This window comes from Streptomyces europaeiscabiei, assembly GCF_036346855.1.
GTDB classification, from domain to species: domain Bacteria; phylum Actinomycetota; class Actinomycetes; order Streptomycetales; family Streptomycetaceae; genus Streptomyces; species Streptomyces europaeiscabiei.
In genome coordinates this window covers 840904-866578 of sequence record NZ_CP107841.1, presented here as the reverse complement: position 1 = coordinate 866578, position 25675 = coordinate 840904, and the positions used below count along the sequence as shown (strand labels likewise).

Genomic DNA, 25675 nt, shown 5'->3' with positions numbered 1-25675 from the left:
CGCGTATCGCCCGGCGGATCAACTCCCCACACCCCGGCCCCCATTGGAGACGGCTCATGAGACGTACACCCCCTGACCGGCCACGGCGCCCGTTCGTGGCGTTCCTCGCCGCGACCGGCCTGCTCGCGGCGCTCGCGGCGGTCCCGGAGGCAGGCTCCCTCCCCATGGAGCGGACCGCCGCCGAGGCGAACACGGCGACCGTCTTCTACTACACGAAGACCAAGAACTGGTCCTCCACCTACCTGCACTACGCCCCCGACGGCGGCGCCTGGACCACCGTCCCCGGCACCAGGATGGAGACCGCCTGTACGGACTGGGTGAAGAGGACCGTCGACCTGGGCTCGGCCACCGGACTGGCGGCCACCTTCAACAACGGCAGCGGCACCTGGGACAACAACGGCGGAGCCGACTACGCCCTCGGCACGGGAAACATCACCGTCAAGGACGGCGTGATCGCCCACAGCGACCCCTGCGCCGGCACCGACCCCGTCGAGGGCACCAGGGCCACCGTCTACTACTCGACCGCGACGACCGGCTGGACCACCGCCAACATCCACTACCAGCCCACCGGCGGCTCCTGGACGACCGCGCCGGGCGTGGGCATGGAGTCCGCCTGCGCCGGCTGGTGGAGGAAGACCCTCGACATCGGCACGGCCACCTCCCTCAAGGCGGCCTTCAACAACGGCAACGGCGTCTGGGACAACAACAACAGCGCCGACTACACGATCCCGGCCGGGACGACGACGGTGAAGGACCGCACGGTCACCCGGGACGCCAAGGACCCCTGCGCGGCGGAGGAACCCGACACCGAGGCACCGACCACGCCCACCAAGGTCACCGCGAGCGCCACCCACACCTCGATCGTGGTGAGCTGGGACGCCTCGACCGACAACAAGGGCGTGACCAAGTACCAGGTCACCCGCACCGGCGGCACCAAGGGCACGACCGTCACGGACGTCGGGGCAACCGTCCTCTCCGACACGGGACTCGAGGAGAGGACCGCCTACACGTACACGGTGAAGGCGGTGGACGCGGCCGGCAACACCTCGCCCGCCTCCGCCGGGGCCGGGGCGACCACCGGCGAGAAGACCCCCGAGCCCGCCTCCGGCACCCCTCTTGGCACCGACCCCCGCAAGGACCCCATCTACTTCGTCCTCACCGCCCGCTTCTTCGACGGTGACAGTGCCAACAACCGGGGCGGGAGCCAGCACACCAAGTCCGGCAACGCGGCGGGCGACGACCCCATGTTCCGGGGCGACTTCAAGGGCCTGGTCGACAGACTCGACTACATCAAGGCGCTCGGATTCTCGGCGGTGTGGATCACACCGGTGGTCCTGAATCGATCCGACTACGACTACCACGGCTATCACGGCTACGACTTCTACAAGGTGGATCCGCGCCTCGAATCGGCCGGCGCGAGCTACCAGGACCTGATCAACGCGGCCCACGCCAAGGGCATGAAGATCTACCAGGACGTCGTCTACAACCACAGCTCCCGCTGGGGCGCCAAGGGCCTGTCCACGCCGAAGGTCTACGGCGTCCGGGACGCCCAGTGGAGTTGGTACTACGACGAGAAGAACGAGGGCTTCGAGTACGACGGCCTCACCGTCGAACCCAAGTCCGGGAAGTCGTACTACAACGGCGACCTGTGGTCCACGGCCGAGCCCACCGGCAACACCTGCGTCAACTGGGGCAAGCCCACGGGCGGCAAGAGTGCGGAGGGCTACGCGCTCTACAACTGCCAGTGGCCGAGCCCCACGTCGGGCATGTTCCCCAAGGCGTACTACCACCAGTGCTGGATCGGGAACTGGGAGGGCGAGGACGCACGTTCGTGCTGGCTGCACGAGGACCTCGCCGACTTCAACACCGAGAACACGACGGTCCAGAACTATCTGATCGGGGCCTACGACAAGTACATCGACATGGGCGTCGACGGCTTCCGCGTCGACACGGCCGTGCACATCCCGCGCGTCACCTGGAACCGCCGCTTCCTGCCCGCCATCCAGGAACGGGTCACCCAGAGGTTCGGCGCGGAGGCGGCCAGGAACTTCTTCGTCTTCGGCGAGGTCGCTGCCTTCGTCAACGACAAGTGGAACCGGGGCTCGGTCAACCACTCGGCGCAGTTCTACACCTGGAAGGAGCGCAAGGAGTACAGCGCCGACGACGAGAAGGCGGCACTCGAACAGTTCGACTACGAGAACGGCCTCGGCACCGGCAACCAGCCCACGTCCACGAACGCCTTCCTGAACGGCAACAGCTACCACGCACCGGACCACAGCCGGTTCTCCGGCATGAACATCATCGACATGCGCATGCACATGAACTTCGGCGACGCGCAGAACGCCTACGGCAACGGCAAGGACTCCGACGACAGCGTCAACGACGCCACGTACAACGTGGTCTACGTCGACAGCCATGACTACGGGCCCAACAAGTCGAGCAACCGCTACAGCGGCGGCACCGACGCCTGGGCCGAGAGCATGGCCCTGATGTGGACCTTCCGCGGCATCCCCACGCTGTACTACGGCTCCGAGATCGAGTTCCAGGCGGGCCGGAAGATCGACTGCGGGCCGACATGCCCACTGGCCACCACCGGACGCGCCTACTACGGCGACCATCTCGCCGGAACCGTCACCGCCTCCGACTTCGGCAGGGCGGACTCCGCGAGCGGACAGGTCGCCACGACACTCTCCCAGCCGCTGGTCAAGCATCTGCAACGCCTCAACCAGATCCGCCGCGCCGTCCCCGCCCTGCAGACGGGCCAGTACTCCACCGAGGGCATCAGCGGCCAGATGGCCTTCAAACGCCGCTACACCAGCGGCTCGACCGACAGCTTCGCTCTCGTCACCGTCACCGGCGGCGCCACCTACACGGGCATCCCGAACGGCACCTACCGCGACGCCGTCACCGGTGACGTGAGAACCGTCTCCACCGGCACCCTGAGCGTCGGCGCACCCGGCAAGGGCAACCTGCGGGTGTACGTGCTCAACGGCCCCGGCAAGATCGGCGGTGACGGCCCGTACCTGAAGTGATGGCCCGTACCTGAAGTTACGGCCGTACCTGAAGTGACGTAGAGGAATGCCCGCGCCCCTGTCGGGTACGCGAGGGGCGACGCGCCCGGAACGGACGCCGTTCCGGGCGGCCTTTCCATCACTACCTGGGATCTTCCATGGACATATCCTCCAACGGCCACCACGCGCCCCAGGCCGCCTCGCCGGCCCAGCGCGCGCTGACCGTGCTCGCCTTCGACACCCACGACACGGCCGCGCTGAACACGCTCGCCGAAAGCGATGTGCTGATTCCCGTGCCGGACGACGCCGACGAGGCGGCCGTGAGCGACCCGACGGCCGTGGCGCTGCCCGTCCTGGAGCAGCCGGGCGGCGAACAGATCGTGCCGGTCTTCACCTCGGAACCCGCGATGGCCGAACTCCTGCCCTATGTGTCGCGCTACCGCCTGGTACCCCTGGGCGCCCTGGCCTCGCAGTGGCCGGCCGACGTCGACCTCTCCCTCACCATCGACGCCGGATCCCCGCACGGCCTCACCCTCGACGCCCACGACGTGGGCACCCTCCTGGGACGACACGGCATCTGACCCGCAGAACAGCCGCAGAACACCCACGGACAACCGCAGACATCCACCGACAACAGCCGAGGGAACGGCCCTCACGGCTTCACAACCCCTTCCCCGGGTTGAGGATCCCGTGCGGGTCGAACACCTCCTTGATCCACCGCTGCAGCCCGTGGGCGGCCGGACCCAGCTCCTCCGCCACCCACTGCCGCTTCAGCACCCTCACCCCGTGCTCCCCGGTCAGTGTTCCGCCCAGCCGCAGGGCCAGCGCGAAGATCTCGCCCGCCGCCTCCCAGGCCGCGTCCGGCAGCTCAGGCAGGGCCGGGTCCACGACGACGATCGGGTGGAGGTTGCCGTCGGCCGCGTGCGCGACGGTGAACACCGGCACGTCGTGCCGTACGGAGATCGCCCGGATCTCCCGGACCGCCTCCGCGAGGCGGGAGCGCGGCACCGCGATGTCCTCGATCAGAGGCCGCCCCAGCCCTTCCATCGCGGGCAGCGCCAGCCGCCGCGCGGCCGGCAGGGACTCGCCTCGACCGGGTCGGCGGCCGTCTCCACCGTCGCCGCCAGTGGCGCGACAGCCCGGGCGACCGTCTCGGCCTCGACCGCGGCCCCCGCCCCGTCGCACTGCACCACCCTCCTGGCCGCGGTCGGCGCCGCCCCCGACGGGCTCGTCCCGTGCGACGGACTCCCGCCCGTCACCCCCATCCCGATGAGTGCCCTCGCCCTCCCCGGCGCGGATCCGGCTGAGGTGGAGGCCGCCTTCGAAGGCGTACGGGACCTGCTGCGCTGAGGGAACGGTGTGCGGAGCGGCGGTGGGCGTCAGCCCTGCTGCAACATGCGGGCCAGGACGTCCCGCTGCAACGGCAGGACCTCCGCGTGCAGGTCGCGGCCCTTGTCCGTCAGGGTGACCCACACACCGCGCCGGTCCTCCGCGCAGACGGACCGTTCCACCAGGCCGTCCTTCTCCAGGCGGCCGATCAGCCGGGACAGCGCGCTCTGGCTGAGGTGGACCTTCTCCGCGATGTTCTGCACCCGGCACAGGTCGCCGGCCGCCGTGGCCGCGGCCATCCCCGACGCGAGGATGTCGAGCACCTCGAAGTCGCTGGCGCCGAGCCCGTGCGGATGCAGTACGCGGTCGATCTCGCACATCGTGCGGGCGTGCACGGACAGGATGTCCCGCCACTGGTCCTCGAGCCGGACACCGGTCGTGTTCGCTGCCATATGTGCACGGTAACAGAGAGCGAAACGATCGTTGTCCGTGCAACTAGTGCAGGTGCAACCACCGCCCTCGCGCTACTCGGCCGCCGTGTCCTGCAGGAGCCCGACCAGGTTCCCGTCCGTGTCCTTCACCGAGGCGACGAGCCGGCCGCCGCCCACCTCGTGCACGTCCTCCAACGTCTCCGCGCCGGCCCCGAGCAGACCCGCGAGCGTCGACCGGATGTCGGTGACGTGCCAGTACGGCACCGGGCCGGTCATCCCCTTCGCGTGCCCGTTCGGGTCCAGGCCCACGTCCTGCCCCGCGTCCTTGAATCCGACGTAGTACGCCGAGTCCGCGTACGGTTCGACTTCCAACAGGGCGCTGAACAGGGCCTTCGCGGCGGCCAGGTCCTTGACGGGGTAGATGACGGTCTTGAGTCCGGCGGTCATGGCGTACTCCTCGGTGGTTGTTTCCGGTCGTTGGGATCTGCCGTCAACGCTAGGACGCGGGAGGGCCGGGTGGCTTCTCCGATCCTGACGGGTTGCCCGGGCCGGCCTTTTCTCGCCCCCGCCGCCCCTACCCGTCCCGTCCCCAGGGGCGCTGCCCCTTCGACCCCGTGGGGGTTCGTTGTCGGGTGCGGGTGGGTGGGGCTTCTCGCGCAGTTCCCCGCGCCCCTGGAAAGGGGCGCGGGGAACTGCGCGAGCAACCACGACGGACCCGCGGGTGGGGGTCGAAGGGGCGCAGCCCCTGGGGATGGGACGGGTAGGGGCGGCGGGGGCGAGGAGAGCTATGCCGGGCGGAACCAGACCGTCGCCAGCGGCGGCAAGGTCACCCGGATGCTGCACGCTCGCCCGTGCCAGGCATGCGGCTCGCGTTCGACGGGCCGCGAGCCGGTAACCCCGCTCCCCCCGTAGACCACGGCGTCGGTGTTCAGCACCTCACCCCACGCCGACACGCCATCGGCCACCCCCAGCCGGTAATCCTCCCGAACCACAGGGGTGAAGTTGGACACCGCCAACAGAGGCACACCCTCCGCGTCGAGCCGCAGGAACGCGAACACGTTGTCCTCCGCGGCATCCGCGCTCACCCACTGGAAACCGTCCGGATCGGTGTCCCGCTGCCAGAGGGCGGGCGTACGGCGATAGACCGTGTTGAGGTCACGGACGAGGTCGCGCACACCCCGGTGGTCGGCCTCGGCACCGTACGCGGGATCGAGCAGCCACCAGTCGGGTCCGTCCGGCTCCGACCACTCCGCCCCCTGCGCGAACTCCTGCCCCATGAAGAGCAGTTGCTTGCCGGGATGGGCCCACATGAACCCGAGATACGCGCGATGGTTCGCCCGCCGCTGCCACCAGTCGCCCGGCATCTTCGACACCAGCGCCTGCTTCCCGTGCACGACCTCGTCGTGGGAGATGGGCAGCACGTAGTTCTCGCTGTACGCGTACACCATCGAGAACGACATCTCGTCGTGGTGGTACTTGCGGTGCACCGGCTCGTGCTGGATGTAACCCAGCGAGTCGTGCATCCACCCCATGTTCCACTTCAGCCCGAAGCCCAGGCCACCGCTGTCGGTCGGGCGGGTCACGCCGTCCCAGGCCGTGGATTCCTCCGCGATGGTCACCACACCCGGCGCGCGCCGGTACACCGTCGCGTTCATCTCCTGAAGGAAGGCGACCGCGTCCAGGTCCTCCCGCCCGCCGAACACATTGGGGGACCACTGCCCGGAGTCACGTGAGTAGTCGAGGTAGAGCATCGACGCGACCGCGTCCACCCGCAGCCCGTCGACATGGAACTCCTCGCACCAGTAGACGGCGTTCGCCACCAGGAAGTTGCGCACCTCGGTGCGGCCGAAGTCGAACTCGTACGTCCCCCAGTCCGGATGTTCGGCCCGTCGGCTGTCCCCGGGTTCGTAGAGGGGCTCCCCGTCGAAGCGGCCGAGGGCCCAGTCGTCCTTGGGGAAATGGGCGGGCACCCAGTCCACGATCACGCCGATACCCGCCCGGTGCAGCGCGTCGACGAGGTGCTTGAAGTCGTCGGGGGTGCCGAGCCGTGCGGTGGGCGCGTAGAAGCCGGTGACCTGGTAGCCCCAGGAGCCGCTGAAGGGGTGCTGGGCGACAGGCATCAGCTCGACGTGGGTGAAGCCGAGGTCACGGACGTACTCCGGGAGCACATCGGCGAGTTGACGGTACGTCAGCCCCGGGCGCCAGGAGGGTAGATGGATCTCGTAGATGGAGAACGGGGCCTCGTGCACCGGGATGTCCCCGCGCCCGGCCATCCACTTCGCGTCGCCCCACTCGTAGCGCGAGACCGTCACGATGGACGCCGTCGCGGGGGGCACCTCCGCCTGGCGGGCCATCGGGTCGGCCTTGAGGAGACGGTGGCCGTGGCGCGAGGTGATCTCGAACTTGTAGTGGGCGCCCTCGCCCACCCCCGGCAGGAACAGCTCCCAGACCCCGGACGAACCGAGGGACCGCATCGGGAACGCCGTCCCGTTCCAGCAGGCGAAGTCTCCGACGACACGCACCCCCCGGGCGTTCGGCGCCCACACGGTGAACCGGGTGCCGGTCACGCCCTGGTGGGTCATCGGCTCGGCCCCGAGCGCCTTCCACAGCTGCTCGTGCCGCCCCTCCCGGATCAGATGCAGATCCAGCTCGCCGAGCGAGGGAAGGAAGCGGTACGGGTCGTGGACCTCCTGGGCGGTGTCCTCGTAGGAGACGAGCAGCGTGTACTCCGGGACGGTGTCGAGCGGCAGCAGGACGGAGAAGAGGCCGTCGCCCTCCGAGGCGAGATATGTACGCTCGCCGTCGATCACGACGCTCACGGCGTGGGCGTAAGGACGCAGTGCCCGTACGGCGATCCCACCCGGCGCCGGGTGGGCGCCCAGCAGGGCGTGCGGGTCATGGTGGGCGCCGGAGAGCAGTCGCGTACGGTCGCCAGGGTCGAGCGGAGGGGCGGCCACGGTCAGCCGTGCTCTGCGCGGGGGCGGACCCGCCGCCTCGGGGGGAGTGGTGTCGCGCAGGGCCACGGTCTCAGTCTCCTCTCACGGCGAGACGCTCGATCGCCGCCATGGGTACGGGAAGCCAGTCGGGGCGGTGCCGGGCCTCGTAGAGGACCTCGTACACGGCCCGGTCCGTCTCGTAGGCGCGCAACAGCCCGTGCTTCTCGCGCGGGTCCCAGTCGGCGTGGGCGGCATAACCCGCGCAGTACGCCTCCCGGCAGCGGCGTGCCCACTCCGGGCGCCAGGGGCGGCGCTGCCGCGCGGCGTAGTCGAAGGAGCGCAGCATCCCGGCGATGTCCCGCACCGGTGACTGGGTGCCGCACCGTTCGGCCAGCGGACGGGACGGCTCGCCCTCGAAGTCGATGACGAACCACTCCCGGCCGGCCCGCAGCACTTGCCCCAGGTGCAGATCGCCGTGGACGCGCTGGGCGGGCGGCCCGGCATCGCAGGAGAGCAGGGCACGGAAGGCGGTGCGCAGACCGGGGACGAACGGCAGCAGCGCCGGTACACAGCGCGCTGCGGCGTCCAGCCGCTCGGTCATCGTGGCCGCCGTCCGTCCGTTCTCGTCATGGGCCCCGGAGGGGAAGGCCGAGGCCAGCGCCATGTGCACCTCCGCCGTTGCCCGGCCCAGCTCGCGCGCCTGCGCCGTGAAGTCGTGGCCGGCTGCGAGCGCGCCGAGCGCCAGCGTCCAGCCGTCGGACGCGTCGGGCAGGAACGGCTGCAGTACGCCGAGTGTCGCCGCGAAGGGATAGGTCGTCCGGAACCAGGCCACCGGCGCAGGCACCCTGCCGCACCCCTGCCCGGCGAGCGCGCCGGGCACCTCCAGATCGGGGTTCACCCCCGGCTGGATGCGCCGGAAGACCTTCAGGATGAACGCGTCCCCGTACACCAGCGAGGAGTTGGACTGCTCGGCGTCCAGCAGCCGAGGAGCCAGCCCGGCCGGTACCCGTACGTCCGGGTCCGCCTCGAAGCACAGAGGGCCGGCCGTACCGGGGTGGCGCAGTCGTTCGAGCAGCAACTGGGCCGAGCGGGGGTCGTAGAGCGCGTCGTACACGGTCAGACCCGCCAGCGGCCCTTCGTGCGCCTGTCCGATGAGCGCCCGGCCGAGGTGCGGCACCGGATGCTCGCGCACACCGAGCAGCAGCTGATAGCAGTCACCGGCCGGGGGAGTGCCGCCGGGCGCGGGCACCCCGCCGTGGCCGGTGTGGCTCTGCTGGCCGGTGTGCACGAGCAGGTGCAGACAGCCCGGATACAGCTCGGTCATCGACAGCAGGGCCAGGTCCGCGACGGGGCGGTCCTTGCCGGCGAACCAGCGCTGCCGCGGCAGCCACTTGCGCAGCAGCCCGGCGAGCGAGGTCATGAGGTCGGCGGCGACCCCGGCGCTGCTCGGCCGGAGCAGTGCGGTTGCGGTCTTCGACATGGTGACGCGTCCTTTCGCCGGCCCGCGCCTCAACGCCCTCGGGCGGTGCGGGAGAGGACTCGGGAGAGCCGGAACCAGTAGAAGCCGTGGCCCGCGAGGGTGAGGAGATAGGGCAGTTCACCGATGGCGGGGAAGCGCACTCCGCCGATGAGTTCGACGGGGTGGCGTCCTTCGTAGGCGCGCAGGTCGAGTTCGGTGGGCTGTGCGAAACGGGAGAAGTTGTTGACGCACAGCACCAGGTCGTCCCCGTCGCCCTCGGTCGAGGGCGCCTCCCGGAGGAAGGCGAGGACGGCCGGGTTGGACGACTGCAGTTCGGTGTAGGTGCCGAGGCCGAACGCGGGGTTCTGTTTGCGGATCTCGATCATGCGGCGGGTCCAGTGCAGCAGTGACGACGGCGACGACATGGACGCCTCGACGTTGGTGACCTGGTAGCCGTAGACGGGGTCCATGATCGTGGGCAGTGACAGCCTGCCGGGGTCGCAGGAGGAGAAGCCGGCGTTGCGGTCGGGTGTCCACTGCATGGGGGTGCGTACGGCGTCGCGGTCGCCGAGCCAGATGTTGTCGCCCATGCCGATCTCGTCGCCGTAGTAGAGGATCGGCGAGCCGGGCAGGGACAGCAGCAGGGCGGTGAAGAGTTCGATCTGGTTGCGGTCGTTGTCCAGGAGGGGGGCGAGCCGGCGGCGGATGCCGATGTTGGCGCGCATGCGCGGGTCTTTGGCGTACTCCGCGTACATGTAGTCGCGTTCTTCGTCGGTGACCATTTCGAGGGTGAGCTCGTCGTGGTTGCGCAGGAAGATGCCCCATTGGCAGCTGGAGGGGATGGCGGGGGTCTTGGCGAGGATTTCGGAGACGGGGTAGCGGGATTCCCTGCGGACCGCCATGAAGATTCTCGGCATCACCGGGAAGTGGAATGCCATGTGGCATTCGTCGCCGCCGCTGGGGAAGTCGCCGAAGTAGTCGACGACGTCCTCCGGCCACTGGTTCGCCTCGGCCAGCAGCACGGTGTCGGGGTAGTGCGCGTCGATCTCCTTCCGTACCCGCTTGAGGAAGTGGTGGGTTGCGGGAAGGTTTTCGCAGTTGGTGCCCTCCTGCTGGTAGAGGTAGGGCACCGCGTCCAGGCGGAAGCCGTCGATGCCCAGGTCCAGCCAGAACCGCAGCGCTGAGATGATCTCCTCCTGTACCGCCGGGTTCTCGTAGTTGAGGTCCGGTTGGTGGGAGAAGAAGCGGTGCCAGAAGTATTGCTTGCGGACGGGGTCGAAGGTCCAGTTGGAGGCTTCGGTGTCGACGAAGATGATGCGGGCGTCCTGGAACTGGTCGTCCTTGTCGGCCCAGACGTAGTAGTCGCCGTAGGGGCCGTCGGGGTCGTTCCTGGATTCCTGGAACCACGGGTGCTGGTCGCTGGTGTGGTTCATGACGAAGTCGATGATGACGCGCATGCCGCGTTGGTGGGCGGCGTCGACGAACTCGACGAAGTCGGCGAGGTCGCCGAACTCGGGGAGGACGGCGGTGTAGTCGGAGACGTCGTAGCCGCCGTCGCGCAGGGGCGATGTGAAGAAGGGCGGGAGCCAGATGCAGTCGATGCCCAGCCACTGCAGGTAGTCCAGTTTGGCGGTGAGGCCCTTGAGGTCGCCGATGCCGTCGCCGTTGCTGTCCTGGAAGGAGCGGACGAGGACCTCGTAGAAGACGGCGCGTTTGAACCAGTCGGGGTCCCGGTCCTTCTGCGGAGTGTCCTCGAAGGTGTCCGGGATGGGTTTGTTCATGGTCATGGCGTGCCTGACCCTCCGATCTGCGACGAGGAGGACGTGCTCCCGGCAGGGAGTTGGACGTGGAGGACGTGCGCGGGCGCCCGCCCGGGGTCCAGGCGCACGTAGTTCGTCCTTCCCCAGCGGTAGGTCTCCCCCGTCAACTCGTCGTGCACCGGCACGTTCTCGTCCGGGCCCAGGCCGAGTTGAGCCATGTCGAGCGTGACCGTGGCCTCCTGGGCGCGGTGGGGGTCGAGGTTCACGACCACCACGACCGCGTCCGGGCCCGCGCTCTTGCTGTAGGCCATCACCGCGTTGTTGTCGGTGTGGTGGAAGCGCAGGTTCCTGAGCCCGTGCAGTGCGGGGTGGCGCCGTCTGATGTCGTTGAGCGCGGTGATGAGGGGTGCGATCGTACGTCCGTCTTGTGCGGCTGTGTCCCAGTCGCGGGGGCGGAGTTGGTATTTCTCGGAGTCGAGGTATTCCTCGCTGCCGGGCTTGAGGGGTGTGTTCTCGCAGAGTTCGTAGCCGGAGTACACGCCCCAGGTGGGGGAGAGGGTGGCGGCGAGGACGGCGCGGAGTTCGAAGGCGGGGCGGCCGCCTTCCTGGAGGAAGGCGTGGAGGATGTCGGGGGTGTTGACGAAGAAGTTGGGCCGCATGTAGCTCGCGGCGTCCCCGGCGAGTTCGGTGGCGTAGTCGGTGAGTTCCTGTTTGGTGGTGCGCCAGGTGAAGTAGGTGTAGGACTGCTGGAAGCCGGTGGCGGCCAGGGTGTGCATCATGGCGGGGCGGGTGAAGGCCTCGGCCAGGAAGATGACGTCGGGGTCGGTGGTGTTGACGTCGGCGATGACCTGTTCCCAGAAGAGCACCGGTTTGGTGTGGGGGTTGTCGACGCGGAAGATCCGTACGCCGTGGTCCATCCAGTGGCGCAGGATCCGGGTGGTCTCGGCGACGAGGCCGGGCAGGTCGGCGTCGAAGGCGATGGGGTAGATGTCCTGGTATTTCTTCGGCGGGTTCTCCGCGTAGGCGATCGTGCCGTCGGGGCGGTGGTGGAACCACTCGGGGTGTTTGTGCACCCAGGGGTGGTCGGGTGAGCACTGCAGGGCGAAGTCCAGGGCGATTTCCAGGCCGAGGGCGCGGGCTTCGGCGACGAAGAAGTCGAAGTCCTCGAGGGTGCCCAGGTCGGGGTGGACGGCGTCGTGGCCGCCCTCGGGGGAGCCGATCGCCCAGGGCACGCCGACGTCGTCGGGGGTGGGGGAGAGGGTGTTGTTGCGGCCTTTGCGGAAGGTGGTGCCGATCGGGTGGATCGGGGGGAGGTAGACGACGTCGAAGCCCATCCGGGCGATGGCCGGCAGGCGGCGGGCGGCGGTGCGGAACGTGCCGTGGGGCTGCTCGGGGGTGCCCTCGGACCGTGGGAAGAACTCGTACCAGGAGCCGAACAGGGCCCGTTCCCGTTCCACCAGCAGCGGCAGCGGCTCGGAGGACGTGACCAGTTCGCGCAGGGGGTGGCGGGTCAGGACCTCGTCCACCTCCGGCGCCAACGCCGCCGCCAGCCGGTCGGCGACCGGAAGGGTGTCGTCACGGAGCTTCCGCACGGCCGTCACCAGGGCTGCGTGGAGGTCTGTCTCGGGCACCCCGGCGGCGGCGCGTGCGTACAGCTCGGCGCCCTCCTCCAGGACGAGTCCGGTGTCGATACCGGCCGGGACCTTGATGTGGGCGATGTGGCGCCAGGTGGCGATCGGGTCGCTCCAGGCCTCGACGCGGTACGTCCATCGGCCCTCGGCGGTCGGGGTGACGCAGGCGCCCCAGCGGTCGGTGCCGGGGGCGAGTTCACGCATCGGGGTCCACGGGGCCGGGCGGCCCTCCGGGTCCTTGAGCACCACGTTGGCGGCGACCACGCCGTGCCCCTCCCGGAAGAGCGTCGCGGTGACCTCGAAGGTCTCGCCGACGACCGCCTTCGCGGGACGCCTGCCGCACTCGACGGACGGGCGGACGTCCCTGACGGGGACGCGGCCGACGACCGGGGCCGGGATCGGGCTCATGGGGTCTCACCTCCGCCGTGCTCGGGAATCGGTGCTGGGCCGAACGGGTGTTGAACGGGTCCTACCGCCCTGCGGTGAAACGCCGGCCGGACGGCGGACCGCGTCGGGCGGAACGGGTTCTGTCGGACTGGCCCTTGCGGGGCCTGCCGGACTGGTCCTTGCGGGCCTTGCCGGTCTGCTCCTGCTTGGGACGGCCGGTCTGCTCCTGCTTGGGACGGCCGGTCTGCTCCTGGAGATAGGCGGGCAGGCTCGTCCGGAGGTAGCGCTCGGCGGCCGTCACGGCCTCGCGCGCACAGCGCTTCCCCATCAGCACACACAGCGTGTAGCCCGAGTCCTCGAAGCTGTCCCGGGCCGCGCGGTCGGTCGGGGACGCGAGCATCACGCGTTCCCAGGTGCGGTAGCGCCGCAGATGTCTGGCCACCTCGTTCTTGGCGGGCAGCAGCATGTGCTGGTCCCTCCCGGCACTCTCGGCGGAGCACGCTTCCCGGGGGAGGTCGTGCACGGAGGGGCACCGACGCCTCACGGAGCCGATGCCTTCACTCATGGTGCACAGATAGCCACCAGGCGTCTTGTTGGTTCTTCAACTACCCCAGGAGTCGCTCGTGTTGCACGAATGGCGTAGCACTCCCACTCTGGAGATGACTCAGAAGTGGTCATTGCTCACGCTTCGTGCTCGTGAGCGGGAACTTCGCCGGTGAGGAGCCAACGACGATGAAGACCGCAGTGCCTCGCTACTACCACCTCGACGTGGACGTCACTCCGGAACGGGTCGGACAGGTCAGCCGCATCATGGCCGCTCACCTCCGGTTCTGGGACCTGGAGGCCCTCGTCGGGCCCGTCTGCCACAGTGCAGAACTGCTGCTGCGCGCGATCGAGGAGCACGCGACGGACAAGAACACCTCGATCGAGATGTGGTGGAACGGTCAGCACCTCATTGCGGCGGCGGGTGCGAACGACCGGGAGATGCGCCCGGACCGGGAACTGCGTCCCTGCCTGACCCGTATCGCCGCGCTGAGCGACGGCTGGGGCTGTTGCTCGACGGCCACCGGCAGCACGGTCATCTGGTTCACCCAGCGGGCGCCGGTCGACCAGAGCGTGCCCCTGGTGCCGACCGTGCCCGAGCCGGCCCTGCGCGAAGTGCTCCAGGTGCCCCGCGAGACGCCCGTCGCCGTGCTCGCCGGTTCGCCCCGAGGCGAAGCGGCGGACCCGTGCGCGGCCGCGCGGTGACCGTGCGGCCGGACCGGAAAGGGGTGCCCGTGTGGAGCGGGCACCCCTACCCGCTGGGTGCGTCCTTCGACGGCACCGGCACCAACTTCGCGCTGTTCAGCGAGGTCGCCGAACGCGTCGACCTGGTCCTCGTGGACGACGACGGCGACCACCGCTCCGTCCCGCTCACCGAGGTCGACGGCTTCGTCTGGCACGGCCACCTTCCCGGCGTCGGACCGGGACAGCGCTACGGCTACCGCGTGCACGGCCCCTGGGACCCCGCCGCCGGCCACCGCTGCGATCCGGCGAAGCTGCTGCTGGACCCGTACACCAGGGCCGTGGACGGGCGGACGGACAACGACCCCTCCCTGTACGAACCGGGTGCCGACAGCGCCGGGCACACCATGCTCGGCGTGGTCACCGACCCCTTCTTCGACTGGGGGGACGACCGTCCGCCCCAGCGGGCGTACGCCGACACCGTCATCTACGAGGCACACGTCCGCGGCCTCACCCGCACCCACCCCGAGGTCCCCGCCGAACTGCGCGGCACCTACGCCGGGTTGGCCCATCCCGCCGTCGTCGAGCACCTCACCTCGCTGGGCGTGACCGCGATCGAGCTGATGCCCGTCCACCAGTTCGTGCAGGACGGCGTCCTCCAGGACCGCGGCCTCACCAACTACTGGGGCTACAACACCATCGGCTTCTTCGCACCGCACAACGCCTACGCCGCCCACGGCACCCGCGGCCAACAGGTCACCGAGTTCAAGTCGATGGTCAAGGCGCTGCACGAGGCCGGCCTCGAAGTGATCCTCGACGTGGTCTACAACCACACCGCCGAGGGCAACGAGAAGGGCCCCACCCTCTCCTTCCGGGGCCTCGACAACAGCTCGTACTACCGGCTGGTCGACGGCGACTGGGGCCACTACTACGACACCACCGGGACCGGCAACAGCCTGCTGATGCGGCATCCGTACGTCCTCCAGCTGATCATGGACTCACTGCGGTACTGGGTCACCGAGATGCACGTCGACGGCTTCCGCTTCGACCTGGCGGCCACGCTGGCCCGGCAGTTCCACGAGGTGGACCGCCTCTCGGTGTTCTTCGACCTGATCCAGCAGGACCCCGTGATCAGCCGCGTCAAGCTGATCGCCGAACCCTGGGACCTGGGCGAAGGCGGCTACCAGGTCGGCAACTTCCCGCCGCTGTGGTCGGAGTGGAACGGGAAGTACCGGGACGCCGTACGGGACTTCTGGCGCGGACGCCCGCACACGCTCGGCGAGTTCGCCTCCCGCCTGACCGGCTCTTCCGACCTGTACGAGCACAGCCGGCGTCGCCCGCGCGCCAGCGTCAACTTCGTCACCGCGCACGACGGATTCACCCTGCGCGACCTGGTCTCGTACAACGACAAGCACAACGAGGCCAACGGCGAGGGCAACCGGGACGGCGAGAGCGTCAACCGGTCCTGGAACTGCGGAGTCGAAGGCCCCACCAAGGACCCGCGCGTCCGCGCGCTCCGCGCCCGCCAGCAGCGCAACCTCCTGGCCACGCTGCTGTTGTCCCAGGGCATCCCGATGCTCTGCCAAGGCGACGAGTCGGGCCGCACCCAGCGCGGCAACAACAACGCCTACTGCCAGGACAACGAGGTCTCGTGGCTGGACTGGCGCATGGACGTCGAACGCCGTGCGCTGCTGGCGTTCACCCGTGACCTCATCGCCCTGCGTGCCGACCACCCCGTGCTGCGCCGCCGCCGCTTCTTCCACGGCGACACTCCGATCCGCGCGGACCAGCCGCTCCCCGACCTGGTGTGGCTGCTGCCGGACGCCACGGAGATGACCGACACCGACTGGGACCGCTCCGACGCCCACGCCGTGGCCGTCTTCCTCAACGGCGACGCCATCGCCGAACCCGACGCCCACGGCAACGCGGTCGTCGACGACTCCTTCCTGCTCCTGTTGAACAGCCACTGGGAGCCGATGGACTTCCGCCTGCCCGGCACCGCGTACGGCGAACGCTGGGCGACCCTCGTCGACACGGCTGCGGAGCCGGACGGCGTCCCGGACGAGGCCGAGCACAAGGCGGGCACCGTGATCTCCGTCGAGGCCAGGGGGCTGGTGCTGCTGTCGCGGCCGTCCCGGGCCGGCTGACCCCGCCGGAGTGCGGTCGGCGGGGCGTCGCCGGGTCAGCGCGCGGTGCGTGAAGTGATCGTGAACTGGGCGCCGTCCGGGTCGCGGAGCACCGCCTCCTGCGCGTCGTGCGTGAGGATCGTGCCGCCGTGGTGCTGGGCGGCCTCGACGCGGGCCGCCACGTCGGAGACGGAGAAGTGGACCTGCCAGTGCGGACGGATCGTGGGGTCAGGCGCGGCTTCCAGCGCGCCGGAGGTGATCCGGGCCACGGCCTCGCCCTCGCTGCGCAGGACGACCTCGTTCCCCTCGTAGTGGACCTCGCAGCAGCCGGGCTTCTCGGTGGCCCACTCCAGGACCTCGCCGTAGAAGATCGCGGCGTCGAAGGCGTCGCGGGTGTGGAGGCGGATGAAGGCCGGGGCGGCCTTGCGCCAGGTCTCCCAGTCGGTGAAGAGCGTGCCCTCCCAGATCCCGAAAGAGGCTCCGTGGCGGTCCGCCAGCAGGGCCGCCCGGCCGGGTGGGAAGGAGAGGGGGCCGACCGCGACCGTGCCGCCGCGCTCCCTGGCCCGGGACGCCGCCGCGTCCGCGTCGGACACGGCGAAGTAGGGGGTCCAGGCGACCGCCATCTGCCACAGGGACGCCACCCCGGCGATCCCGGCGACCGGCACCCCGTCCGCCAGCGCGATCCGGAAGTGGTCGCCGAGCTTCGCGGTACGCCATCGCCAGCCCAGCACGGCGGCGTAGAAATTCTCCGTGGCCGGCAGGTCCCGGCTGGTGAGGCTCACCCAGCAGGGCGCCCCGAAGACGGAATGGCTGGAGACGACGCTCTCCGAGCCCTCGAATTTGCTGTCGCTGTTCATGGCAGTCGCGTCCTGGTCTCGTCCGCCGGCACACCCCGGCCGCACTCCAGTGTCCAACCGGATCCGGGGCCGGTGCCCGTCGAGTACCCCGTGTCGGCGCTCCGATCCCGGTGGGGACGCGATCCTCGGACGACCGTTCGGGTGATGACCGGGAGTTCTGGGTTCTTACGCGGTCCTCCCGCGCATGCGCCACGCGCCGGATGAGGGGAGGATTCCACTCATGGCCGACACAAGGGAAAGATCCGGGCCCGGGCCGGCTGCCCCCGGCTTTGCACCGCCCCACCAGACCATGGCTCTCGCGGCGATGCTGTTCGCCGTCTCGATGACCTTCATCGACCAGACGATCGTCGCCATCGCCGCCCCCAGCATCGTGGACGAGCTGGGCCTGTCCTCCTCGGGCATGCAGTGGGTGGTCAACGCCTATCTGCTCGCCCTGGCCGCGTTCTTCGCGCTCGGCGGCCGCCTCGCAGACGTTCTCGGGCACCGCCGGATGATGGTGATCGGCACCCTGCTGTTCGTCGTCTCCTCCGTGCTCTGCGGCTGTGTCCCCGACGACAGCTTCGCCCTGGGCTGGCTGATCGTGTTCCGCGCCACGCAGGGCCTGGGCGCCGCCCTGATGTTCCCCGCCGCGCTCGCCGTCGTCGTCGCCGTCTTCCCGGTCGACAAACGTGGCCGGGCCCTCGCCCTGTTCTTCGGCCTGTCCGGTGCCCTCACCGCGCTCGGCCCGCTCCTCGGCGGCTGGCTCACCGACTGGACCTGGCGCGCCATCTTCTGGATCAACGTGCCCGTCGCGATCGTCGCCCTCGTCCTGACCGCGCTCGCCCGCATCCCCCACCAGGCCCGCCGTGAACGCCTCGACCTGCCCGGCGCCGTCCTCGTCGCCGTCGGCATGGGCCTGAGCGTGCTCGGCCTGCAACAGGCCTCGGCCTGGGGCTGGAGCAGCTTCGCCACCTGGGCCTGCATCATCGGCGGGCTCGCGGTCCTCGTGCTGTTCTGCGCCTACGAACTCCGCGTCGACGAACCCCTCATCAAGCTCCAGGTCTTCCGCGACAAGGCGTTCAGCGTCGACTCGGCCGTCCTGTTCTTCGCGATGCTCGCCTTCGTCCCGGTGTTCTTCTTCGCCTCGGTGTACGCCCAGGTCTCACTCAGCGCCTCGCCCAACCAGGCCGCGCTGTTCCTGCTGTACTTCTTCATCGGCTTCGGACTCGCCTCCCAGTGGGGCGGCCGGATCCTCGACAACCGCGGCGCGCGGCCCGCCATGAAACTGGGCACGGCCCTCGGCGCGGTCGGCTTCGCGCTGTGGGCGAACAAACTGACGGACCTCTCGATGCACGACCAGTGGCCCTACGCAGCCCTCGCGGGCGCCGGTATCGGCCTCCTGCTCGCACCCGCCTCGACGGACGCCGTGAACCGCTCTCTCAACGCCTCGTACGGCGAGGTCACCGGCATCACCCAGACCGTGCGCAACTACGCGGCGGCCGTGGGCCTCGCGGTGTTCGGCACGATTCTGACGCACGTCACCACCGACAACATCGTCGAGACGCTGCGGTCCAGGGGAGTGCCGGACGACCAGGCGCGGGAGGCGGCCCGCGACATCTCCGAAGCGGTCACCGGAAACCCGGACAGTCAGGTGCCGAGTGGCGAGGGCACCGTCGCCACGGCGATGCGTGACTCGATGGACGCCATCCGCATGGACTTCGCCGAGGCCAACCAGTGGGTGTTCTACGGGATGGCCATCGCGCTCGGCATCGCCTTCCTGTGCGCGCTGCGGCATCCGGGAACGCGGGTCACCGAAGAGACGCAGAAGCCTCGACGGGTACCCGCGAACCGCTGACGTCCGCCGCCGCTCGTGCGCGGCGGACCCTCATGTCGACTCCCGCCGCACCAGCTCCGTCGGGAGGATCACCGCCGCCGGGTCCTCGCCGCCGATCTGGGCCAGCAGGACCCGCACCATCTCGTTGCTGATGCGGTCGTAGGGCTGGCGGATGGTGGTGAGGGCGGGGACGGCCTCCGTCGCCGCGGCCGAGTCGTCGAAGCCGCCCACGGACACGTCGTCGGGGACCCGGCGGCCCGCCCGGCGCAGCGCCGCCAGGGCGCCCTGCGCCATCAGGTCGGAGGCCACGAACACGGCGTCCATGTCGGGTGCCTGGGCCAACAGCCGTTCGGTGCCCGCCTCGCCGCTGGCCCGGCTGTAGTCGCCGGAGACGATGAGCCGTTCGTCGATCTCGACGCCCGCCTCGGCGAGCACCTCCTTGTAGCCGGCGAGGCGGTCGACACCGCCGGGGGTGTCCAGTGGACCGGTCACGACGCCGATGCGGCGGCGGCCCAGCGACAGCAGATGGCGCACCATGTCGCGGGCACCGTCCCGGTCGTCGGCGGCCACGTAACTCACCTTGGAGCCGGGCGCCATGGGCTTGCCGCACTGCACGAGGGGAATGCCCGCCTCGCGGAGTTCCTGGGCGACCGGGTTCCCGGAGTGGCTGGACACCAGCAGCACCCCGTCGACGTGGCCCGCCGTGATGTACCGCGTGATCCGGCGCCGCTCGTCCTCCGTGCCGGCCACCATCAGCAGCAGGGGGATGTCGTGCGTGGCCAGTGCCTGGGTGCAACCGCGCAGCAGGACGTTGAAGTTGGGGTCCTCGAACAGCTTCTCCTGCGGTTCCGTGAGCAGGAAGCCGATCGAGTCGGAGCGGCCCGTGATCAGCGAGCGGGCGTGCCGGTTGACGACGTAACCCGTCTTGCGGATCGCGGCGTTGACGGCCTCGGCGGCCGTCGGGCTGACGTAGTGACCGCCGTTGAGCACGCGCGAGACCGTTCCCCGGGAGACTCCCGCCTCGCGCGCCACATCGTGAATGGTCGGCGGCTTGCGCCTGCCCCCCGTGCTGCTCATGGTCATGACTTTACGGCTCCGGAGAGGAGATCCAGACTCCAGAACCGCTGGATGACCAGGAAGAGCGCGATCAGCGGGATCACCGCGAGCAGCGCACCCGTGATCACCAGGGTGTAGAGCGCCGGAGTGTTCGCGCCCTGTTCGAGGAGTGTGAACAGGCCCAGGGTGATCGGGAACTTCTCGTCGTCGCTGAGCATGATGTACGGCAGCAGGAAGTTGTTCCAGACGGCGACGAACTGGAACAGGAAGACCGTCACCAGGCCCGGCACCATCATCGGCAGCGCGATCCCGGTGAAGATCCGCCACTCGCTCGCCCCGTCCATCCGACCCGCCTCGACCACGTCGGAGGGGACGGCGGCAGCGGCGTAGATCCGGGACAGGTACACGCCGTACGGGGAGAGGACCAGCGGCAGCAGCACCGACCAGTAGCTGTCCGCCAGGTCGGCCTTCGCCATCAGCAGATACTGCGGGATCGCGAGGATCACCGGCGGCATCAGCACGCCCGCCATCAGCACGTTGAAGACGGTCTCACGGCCCTTGAAACGGTAGATCGCCAGCGCGTAGCCGCTGACCGCGGAGACGGCCGTCGACAGGAGGGCGCCGACGCCGGCGTACAGGGCGGAGTTGCCCATCCACTGCCAGTAGATGCCGTCGCGGTAGGCGTTCAGGTCGGACAGGTTGTCCGCGAAGCCGCTGCCCGGCAGGAAGGTGAAGGTGGAGAACAGTTCGCTGCCCGACTTGGTGGCCGCGATCAGCACCCAGGCCACGGGGAGCAGACAGTAGACCGCGCCCAGCAGCAGGGTGAGCGTCGGGACGAGTGCGATCCGGCGGCGCAGCGGCGGGCCCTGGACGGTGCCCGGCGTGGTGCCCGCCGGGGCGGTCTTGCTGACGGCAAGAGAACTCATCGTGCTGCCTCCTGCTTGGTACGGGAGTTCGCGGCTCTCAGGAAGCCGAAGGAGAGGACCAGCGTGGCCACGGCGATGATCACCGCGCCGGCGGCCGCCGAATAGATGTCGCCCTCGCCGAAGGCGTCCCGGTACACCTTCATCAGCGGACTCCACGTCGTGGAGACCGAGTTGGTGAGGGGCTTGAGGGTGGTCGGCTCGCTGAACACCTGGAGCGTGGCGATGATCGAGAAGAAGAAGGTCAGCACCAGGGACGGCGCCACCATCGGGATCTTGATCCGCAGCGCGATCTGCAGTGGCGTCGCGCCGTCCAGCCTCGCCGCCTCGTACACCTCGACGGGGATCGCCTGCAGCGAGGTGTAGATGACGATCATGTTGAAGCCGGTGCCGCCCCAGATCGCGATGTTCGACAGCGCCGCGTACAGGCCGCCGCCGTCCAGCAGATCCGGCTGCGGGAGACCCAGTCTCTCCAGGACGAAGTAGAAGGGGCTGACGTCCGGGAGGTAGAGGAAGCCCCAGAGCAGGGCCGCCACGACGCCCGGGACGGCGTACGGCAGGAAGATCGCCAGCCGGGTGAAGGGGGCGAGCCTGACCTTGTCGCTGTCCAGCATGAGGGCGAAGACGAGGGCCAGGCCGAGCATGACCGGGACCACGATCGCGCCGTAGCCGAGGACGCGCAGGGCACCGTCGAGCAGTTCGGAGTCGGTCAGGGCGTCGGTGTAGTTCTCGAACCCCGCCCACACCTCGCTCCGCGCCCCCGAGCCGAGGCCCAGCCCCTTGACCTGCACCTTGTGCAGGCTGAGCCAGACCGCGTAGCCGATCGGGAGCGCGAAGAAGAGGGCGAACAGGATCGTCGCGGGGAGGAGGAAGGCGTACGGGGCCGTTCTGACCCCGTACGACCTCCGGCGTGCGCTGGTCACTCCGCGACCTCGAAGCCCTGCTTCTTCATGTCGGCGACGGTGTCGTCCTGCATGGTCTTCAGGGCGGCGCCGAAGTCCGACTTGTCCTTGGCGGCGGCGCCGAAGGCGTCCTTGAAGGAGGTGTAGGCGACGTTCACGTTCGGGCCCCACGCGGAGGGCGCCGTCGTCTTCGCGATCTCGGAGGCGACGGTGTAGAAGTCGGCCTGGTTGGAGAAGAAGGCCGGCGGTTCGGTGAACGCGCCACTGGTCTGCGCGGTCGTGGCGGCCGGGTAGATGCCACCCTCCTTGGCCAGCGCGGTCAGCGCCTGAGGGTCCGTGTTCAGCCAGGCGGCGAACTTCGCGGCGGCACCCTTGTCGTCCGAGTCCGTGGTCACCGCGGTCGAGGAACCGCCCCAGCTGCCGGTGGTGTTCTCGGAGGAGGACCACTGCGGCAGCGGCGCCACCTTCCACTTGCCCTCGGTGTCGGGCGCGGCGGTGGTCAGTGTGCCCGGCGCCCACACGGCGCTGACCCAGGCGATCTGCTTGCCGGTGTTGAGTGCCTTGTTCCAGGCCGGGGTGTACATCGGCTGGTTGTCGACGGCGCCCTCCTCGACCAGGCCGCCCCAGAAGTCGGCGACCTTCTGCGTCGCCGGGTCGTCTATGCCGACCTTCCACTTCTGGCCCTCGGTGGTCCACCACCGGGCGCCCGCCTGCTGGGCGAGACCGGCGAAGAGACCGGAGTCGCTGGCGGAGAACGTGGTGAGGTCGACGTCGGAGTCTTCCTTCTTCAGCTTCCGCGCGGTCTCGGCGAACTCGTCCCAGGTCTTCGGAACCGTCAGGTCGTACTTCTTGAAGAGGTCCTCGCGGTAGTAGAACATCATCGGCCCGATGTCCTGCGGGATCGCGTACACGGCGTCCGTGCCCAGCGTGGTCTGCTGCCAGACACCGTCGGCGAACTTGCTCTTCGCGTCGCCCGCCTCCTTCGCGATGTCGGCGACCGCGTCATTGCTGACCAGCGTCGGCAGCGCCTGGTACTCGGCCTGTACCAGGTCCGGGCCCTTGCCCGCCTTGTGCGCGGTGAGGATCTTGGTGACGAGGGTGTCGCCGGAGGCCTGCTTCTTCACCGTGACGGTGATCTGCTGCTCCTTGCCGGGACCCTTGTTCCACAGGTCCACGACCTTGTCCATGCCCGGCGTCCAGGTCCAGTACGTCAGCTTCGCCGGCCCCGACCGGTCCCCGCTGTCGTCGGACGACCCGCCACAGGCGGCCAGTGTGGTGGCGCCGAGCGTGACTGCGACGGTAGTGGCCACAAAGCGCCGGTGCTTCGAGATGTTGGGCATGGATCTTTCTCCCCTGACCTGGGTCCTCGCCCACTGCGAAGACCGTGTCATGCTTCTGTGAGCGTTCACAGTAGAGAAACATCCCGGACACTTGTCAATGGTTGTTGCTGTGCGGTTATGTTGGGCTCGCACCGTCGCCATTGTGTGTGCACGTTCCCAGATGATCGACCAAACGGGAGAGATCCATGCCGGAGACCACCCCCACGGGCCTCACCAGGCTCGCCTTCGGTGGGGACTACAACCCCGAGCAGTGGCCGGAAACCGTCTGGCACGAGGACGTCCGGCTGATGCGCGAGGCCGGCGTCACGATGGTGAGTGTCGGCATCTTCTCCTGGGCCCTGCTGGAGACCGGGCGCGGGGTGTACGACTTCGCCTGGCTCGACCGCCTGCTCGACCTGCTGCACGAGAACGGCATCCGCGTCGACCTCGGCACCCCCACCGTCGTCCCGCCGGTCTGGTTCTACCGCGAGCATCCCGAGGCGCTGCCCGTGACCGCCGACGGCACCCGCTACGAGTTCGGCTCACGCGGCGCCATCTGCCACAGCAACGCCGACTACCGGGCCGCCGCCGCGCACATCACCACCAAGCTCGCCGAGCGCTACGCCGACCACCCGGCGCTCGCCCTGTGGCACGTGCACAACGAGTACGGCGTCCCCGTCTCCGCCTGCTACTGCGACTCCTGCGCCGCCCACTTCCGCCGCTGGCTGGAGCGGTCGTACGGCACGGTCGAGGCGGTCAACGAGGCCTGGGGCACGGCCTTCTGGGGCCAGCACTACACGGACTTCGCGCAGATCAACCCACCGCGCGTGGCCCCCACGGTCGGCAACCCCGGACAGACACTCGACTACAAGCGGTTCGCCGACGACACCATCCGCGAGAACTTCGTCGCCGAGCGGGACATCCTGCACCGACTGGCACCCGGCATCCCGGTCACCACCAACTTCATGACCGCGCTCAGCCAGTGCGACTCCATCGACTACTGGGCCTGGGGCCGTGAGGTCGACCTCGTCACCAACGACCACTATCTGATCACCGACGGCCGCCGCACCCACGTGAACCTCGCGATGGCCGCCGACCTCACCCGCTCGGTGGGCGGCGGCGCCCCCTGGCTGCTCCTGGAGCACTCCACCTCGGGCGTCAACTGGCAGGCCCGCAACCCTGCCAAGGCCCCCGGGCAGATGGCCCGCAACTCCCTCGCCCATGTGGCGCGCGGTTCCGACGGCGCCATGTTCTTCCAGTGGCGGCAGTCCCGGCGCGGCGCCGAGAAGTTCCACTCGGCGATGCTGCCGCAGGCCGGCACCGACTCCCGGGTGTGGCGCGAGGTCGTCGAGCTGGGTGCCTCCCTCGACTCGCTCAGCCAGATCCGCGGCAGCCGGACCGTCGCCGACGTGGCCGTCCTGTGGGACTGGCAGTCCTGGTGGGCGCAGAACCTCGCCTGGCGCCCCAACGAGGACCACGAGGCCCGCGAGCGCGCCGACGCGTTCTACGAGGCCCTCTACGACCGCCACCTCACGGTCGACTTCGCCCACCCGGAAGCCGACTTGTCGGCCTATCGCCTTGTCGTCGTTCCGGCGCTGTACCTGATGACCGAAGCCGCGGGGAACAACCTCAAGGAGTACGTCGACAACGGCGGCACCCTCGTCGTCTCCTACTTCTCCGGGATCGTCGACGAGCACGACGCCGTCCACGAGGGCCCGTACCCCGGCGCCCTGCGGGACGTTCTCGGCCTGACCGTCGAGGAGTTCTCGCCGCTGCTCGGCGGGGAGAACGTACGGATCACCGGGCCCGACGGCTCCGAACTGACCGGTGACGTGTGGACGGAGTTCGTGGTGCCGCACGGTGCCGAGGCCGTGTGGACGTACGCCGACGGGCTCGCCGCCGACCGGCCCGCCGTCACCCGGCACCGGCTCGGCGAGGGCTCCGCCTGGTACGTGTCGACCCGCCTGGACGCGCACGGCCTCGACGTGCTCCTCGGCTGGGCCGCCGACGACGCGGGCATCGCGCCCCGCGCGGATCTGCCGCGCGACGTCGAAGTGGTCCGCCGAGCGGGGGAGTCGGGCGACTTCCTCTTCGCGATCAACCACACCGCCCTCGACACGAAGGTGCCGCTCGACACCGACGGCACCGAACTCCTCACCGGCGAACGCGCGGCGGGCCACCTCGTCGTACCCGCCGGCGCCGTCAGGGTCGTACGCCTCGACGCCTGACCACCGGATGTGGGCGGCGACCGGTCACCGAGCCGTAGAGGGTGACGACCGCCGCTCCCGGCCCAGGGCCGATCACCGGCCCCGGGCCGGCCCGGGGCGATCTCCGGCTCCGGGTCACCCACCCGGAGCCGCCCCGGCTCCGGGCCCCGCCCGAGGCTGATCTCCAGCCCCGGGCCACCCCCGAACACCGGCCTGATCTCTGGGGACATCCGGCCGGTACCGGCGGCGCCGCGCCCACGGCCTTCGGGCGCGGCGCCGCCACAGCATCGCGCAACCAGATCCC

At 69.7% G+C, this 25675-nt stretch carries 20 protein-coding genes; 7 read left to right on the top strand and 13 right to left on the bottom strand.

The features are described 5' to 3' along the window. Positions 1-56: 56 nt before the first annotated feature. Positions 57-3032: a carbohydrate binding domain-containing protein gene (locus tag OG858_RS04080; RefSeq protein WP_086749688.1), complete on the top strand. Its 2976-nt coding sequence runs from the start codon at positions 57-59 to the stop codon at positions 3030-3032. 137 nt (positions 3033-3169) lie between these two features. Continuing rightward, the gene (locus OG858_RS04075) at positions 3170-3592 is read left to right on the top strand and encodes an SseB family protein (protein WP_086749689.1); all 423 of its coding nucleotides are present in this window, start codon (positions 3170-3172) and stop codon (positions 3590-3592) included. A 79-nt stretch (positions 3593-3671) separates the two neighbouring features. On the opposite strand, the gene OG858_RS04070 is transcribed toward OG858_RS04075, so the two are convergent. Further along, positions 3672-4049, bottom strand: a complete 378-nt coding sequence (locus OG858_RS04070; RefSeq protein WP_330346585.1) for an FAD-linked oxidase C-terminal domain-containing protein — start codon at positions 4047-4049, stop codon at positions 3672-3674. On the opposite strand from OG858_RS04070, the gene OG858_RS04065 reads away from it, so the two are divergent. Next, on the top strand, positions 3933-4361 hold the full coding sequence (locus tag OG858_RS04065) for a hypothetical protein (RefSeq protein WP_330346596.1): 429 nt from the start codon (positions 3933-3935) through the stop codon (positions 4359-4361). The genes OG858_RS04070 and OG858_RS04065 overlap by 117 nt on opposite strands. A gap of 29 nt (positions 4362-4390) precedes the next feature. On the opposite strand, the gene OG858_RS04060 is transcribed toward OG858_RS04065, so the two are convergent. From OG858_RS04060 to OG858_RS04030, 7 genes are all read right to left on the bottom strand, one after another. Next, on the bottom strand, positions 4391-4792 hold the full coding sequence (locus tag OG858_RS04060) for a MarR family winged helix-turn-helix transcriptional regulator (protein ID WP_086753346.1): 402 nt from the start codon (positions 4790-4792) through the stop codon (positions 4391-4393). 72 nt (positions 4793-4864) lie between these two features. Next, positions 4865-5218: a VOC family protein gene (locus tag OG858_RS04055; protein ID WP_328545131.1), complete on the bottom strand. Its 354-nt coding sequence runs from the start codon at positions 5216-5218 to the stop codon at positions 4865-4867. Between the two features lie 338 nt (positions 5219-5556). After that, positions 5557-7794: a 1,4-alpha-glucan branching enzyme gene (gene glgB, locus OG858_RS04050; RefSeq protein WP_328545132.1), complete on the bottom strand. Its 2238-nt coding sequence runs from the start codon at positions 7792-7794 to the stop codon at positions 5557-5559. Positions 7795-7798: 4 nt separating this feature from the next. After that, positions 7799-9187 (bottom strand): maltokinase N-terminal cap-like domain-containing protein, encoded by a 1389-nt coding sequence (locus tag OG858_RS04045; RefSeq protein ID WP_328545133.1) that lies wholly within the window; start codon positions 9185-9187, stop codon positions 7799-7801. A 29-nt stretch (positions 9188-9216) separates the two neighbouring features. Beyond that, the gene (gene treS / locus OG858_RS04040) at positions 9217-10953 is read right to left on the bottom strand and encodes a maltose alpha-D-glucosyltransferase (protein ID WP_319065240.1); all 1737 of its coding nucleotides are present in this window, start codon (positions 10951-10953) and stop codon (positions 9217-9219) included. Further along, complete coding sequence (locus tag OG858_RS04035; protein ID WP_330346559.1) at positions 10950-12965, bottom strand: alpha-1,4-glucan--maltose-1-phosphate maltosyltransferase; 2016 nt, start codon at positions 12963-12965, stop codon at positions 10950-10952. The genes treS and OG858_RS04035 overlap by 4 nt, the downstream gene beginning before the upstream one ends. A gap of 61 nt (positions 12966-13026) precedes the next feature. After that, positions 13027-13410 (bottom strand): DUF5133 domain-containing protein, encoded by a 384-nt coding sequence (locus OG858_RS04030; RefSeq protein ID WP_086749413.1) that lies wholly within the window; start codon positions 13408-13410, stop codon positions 13027-13029. A gap of 266 nt (positions 13411-13676) precedes the next feature. Here OG858_RS04030 and OG858_RS04025 point away from each other — a divergent pair, with 266 nt between their 5' ends. After that, a complete protein-coding gene (locus tag OG858_RS04025) occupies positions 13677-14192 on the top strand; it encodes a pep a2 (protein WP_086749417.1) in 516 nt (171 codons plus the stop codon). After that, entirely contained in the window at positions 14189-16315 is a 2127-nt protein-coding gene (gene glgX / locus OG858_RS04020; RefSeq protein WP_086749418.1) for a glycogen debranching protein GlgX, read from the top strand. Before OG858_RS04025 ends, glgX begins: the two co-directional genes overlap by 4 nt. 35 nt (positions 16316-16350) lie before the next feature. On the opposite strand, the gene OG858_RS04015 is transcribed toward glgX, so the two are convergent. Further along, positions 16351-17151, bottom strand: a complete 801-nt coding sequence (locus OG858_RS04015; RefSeq protein WP_086749414.1) for a VOC family protein — start codon at positions 17149-17151, stop codon at positions 16351-16353. A 220-nt stretch (positions 17152-17371) separates the two neighbouring features. Between OG858_RS04015 and OG858_RS04010 the strand changes: the two genes are divergently transcribed. Continuing rightward, a complete protein-coding gene (locus OG858_RS04010; RefSeq protein ID WP_086749415.1) occupies positions 17372-18985 on the top strand; it encodes an MFS transporter in 1614 nt (537 codons plus the stop codon). 30 nt (positions 18986-19015) lie between these two features. Here OG858_RS04010 and OG858_RS04005 read toward each other — a convergent pair whose 3' ends face one another. From OG858_RS04005 to OG858_RS03990, 4 genes are read right to left on the bottom strand one after another with little or no spacing between them, the layout of a single operon-like run. Next, a complete protein-coding gene (locus tag OG858_RS04005; RefSeq protein WP_086749416.1) occupies positions 19016-20047 on the bottom strand; it encodes a LacI family DNA-binding transcriptional regulator in 1032 nt (343 codons plus the stop codon). Beyond that, positions 20044-20946: a carbohydrate ABC transporter permease gene (locus OG858_RS04000; protein WP_328545134.1), complete on the bottom strand. Its 903-nt coding sequence runs from the start codon at positions 20944-20946 to the stop codon at positions 20044-20046. The genes OG858_RS04005 and OG858_RS04000 overlap by 4 nt, the downstream gene beginning before the upstream one ends. Next, positions 20943-21866 carry a carbohydrate ABC transporter permease gene (locus tag OG858_RS03995; RefSeq protein WP_328545135.1) on the bottom strand — a complete coding sequence of 308 codons (924 nt, stop codon included), beginning with the start codon at positions 21864-21866 and terminating at the stop codon, positions 20943-20945. Before OG858_RS03995 ends, OG858_RS04000 begins: the two co-directional genes overlap by 4 nt. Continuing rightward, complete coding sequence (locus tag OG858_RS03990; protein WP_328545136.1) at positions 21863-23185, bottom strand: extracellular solute-binding protein; 1323 nt, start codon at positions 23183-23185, stop codon at positions 21863-21865. Before OG858_RS03990 ends, OG858_RS03995 begins: the two co-directional genes overlap by 4 nt. 185 nt (positions 23186-23370) lie before the next feature. Between OG858_RS03990 and OG858_RS03985 the strand changes: the two genes are divergently transcribed. Further along, positions 23371-25392 carry a beta-galactosidase gene (locus tag OG858_RS03985; protein ID WP_319269786.1) on the top strand — a complete coding sequence of 674 codons (2022 nt, stop codon included), beginning with the start codon at positions 23371-23373 and terminating at the stop codon, positions 25390-25392. The last annotated feature ends 283 nt before the right edge of the window (positions 25393-25675 follow it).

Excerpts from the sequence above, each read along its gene's own strand:
- OG858_RS04080 (WP_086749688.1), top strand. The coding sequence starts at position 57 with ATGAGACGTACACCCCCTGACCGGCCACGGCGCCCGTTCGTGGCGTTC.
- OG858_RS04075 (WP_086749689.1), top strand. The coding sequence starts at position 3,170 with ATGGACATATCCTCCAACGGCCACCACGCGCCCCAGGCCGCCTCGCCG.
- OG858_RS04060 (WP_086753346.1), bottom strand. The coding sequence starts at position 4,792 with ATGGCAGCGAACACGACCGGTGTCCGGCTCGAGGACCAGTGGCGGGAC.
- OG858_RS04055 (WP_328545131.1), bottom strand. The coding sequence starts at position 5,218 with ATGACCGCCGGACTCAAGACCGTCATCTACCCCGTCAAGGACCTGGCC.
- OG858_RS04045 (WP_328545133.1), bottom strand. The coding sequence starts at position 9,187 with ATGTCGAAGACCGCAACCGCACTGCTCCGGCCGAGCAGCGCCGGGGTC.
- treS (WP_319065240.1), bottom strand. The coding sequence starts at position 10,953 with ATGACCATGAACAAACCCATCCCGGACACCTTCGAGGACACTCCGCAG.
- OG858_RS04035 (WP_330346559.1), bottom strand. The coding sequence starts at position 12,965 with ATGAGCCCGATCCCGGCCCCGGTCGTCGGCCGCGTCCCCGTCAGGGAC.
- OG858_RS04030 (WP_086749413.1), bottom strand. The coding sequence starts at position 13,410 with ATGCTGCTGCCCGCCAAGAACGAGGTGGCCAGACATCTGCGGCGCTAC.
- OG858_RS04025 (WP_086749417.1), top strand. The coding sequence starts at position 13,677 with ATGAAGACCGCAGTGCCTCGCTACTACCACCTCGACGTGGACGTCACT.
- OG858_RS04015 (WP_086749414.1), bottom strand. The coding sequence starts at position 17,151 with ATGAACAGCGACAGCAAATTCGAGGGCTCGGAGAGCGTCGTCTCCAGC.
- OG858_RS04010 (WP_086749415.1), top strand. The coding sequence starts at position 17,372 with ATGGCCGACACAAGGGAAAGATCCGGGCCCGGGCCGGCTGCCCCCGGC.
- OG858_RS04005 (WP_086749416.1), bottom strand. The coding sequence starts at position 20,047 with ATGACCATGAGCAGCACGGGGGGCAGGCGCAAGCCGCCGACCATTCAC.
- OG858_RS04000 (WP_328545134.1), bottom strand. The coding sequence starts at position 20,946 with ATGAGTTCTCTTGCCGTCAGCAAGACCGCCCCGGCGGGCACCACGCCG.
- OG858_RS03990 (WP_328545136.1), bottom strand. The coding sequence starts at position 23,185 with ATGCCCAACATCTCGAAGCACCGGCGCTTTGTGGCCACTACCGTCGCA.
- OG858_RS03985 (WP_319269786.1), top strand. The coding sequence starts at position 23,371 with ATGCCGGAGACCACCCCCACGGGCCTCACCAGGCTCGCCTTCGGTGGG.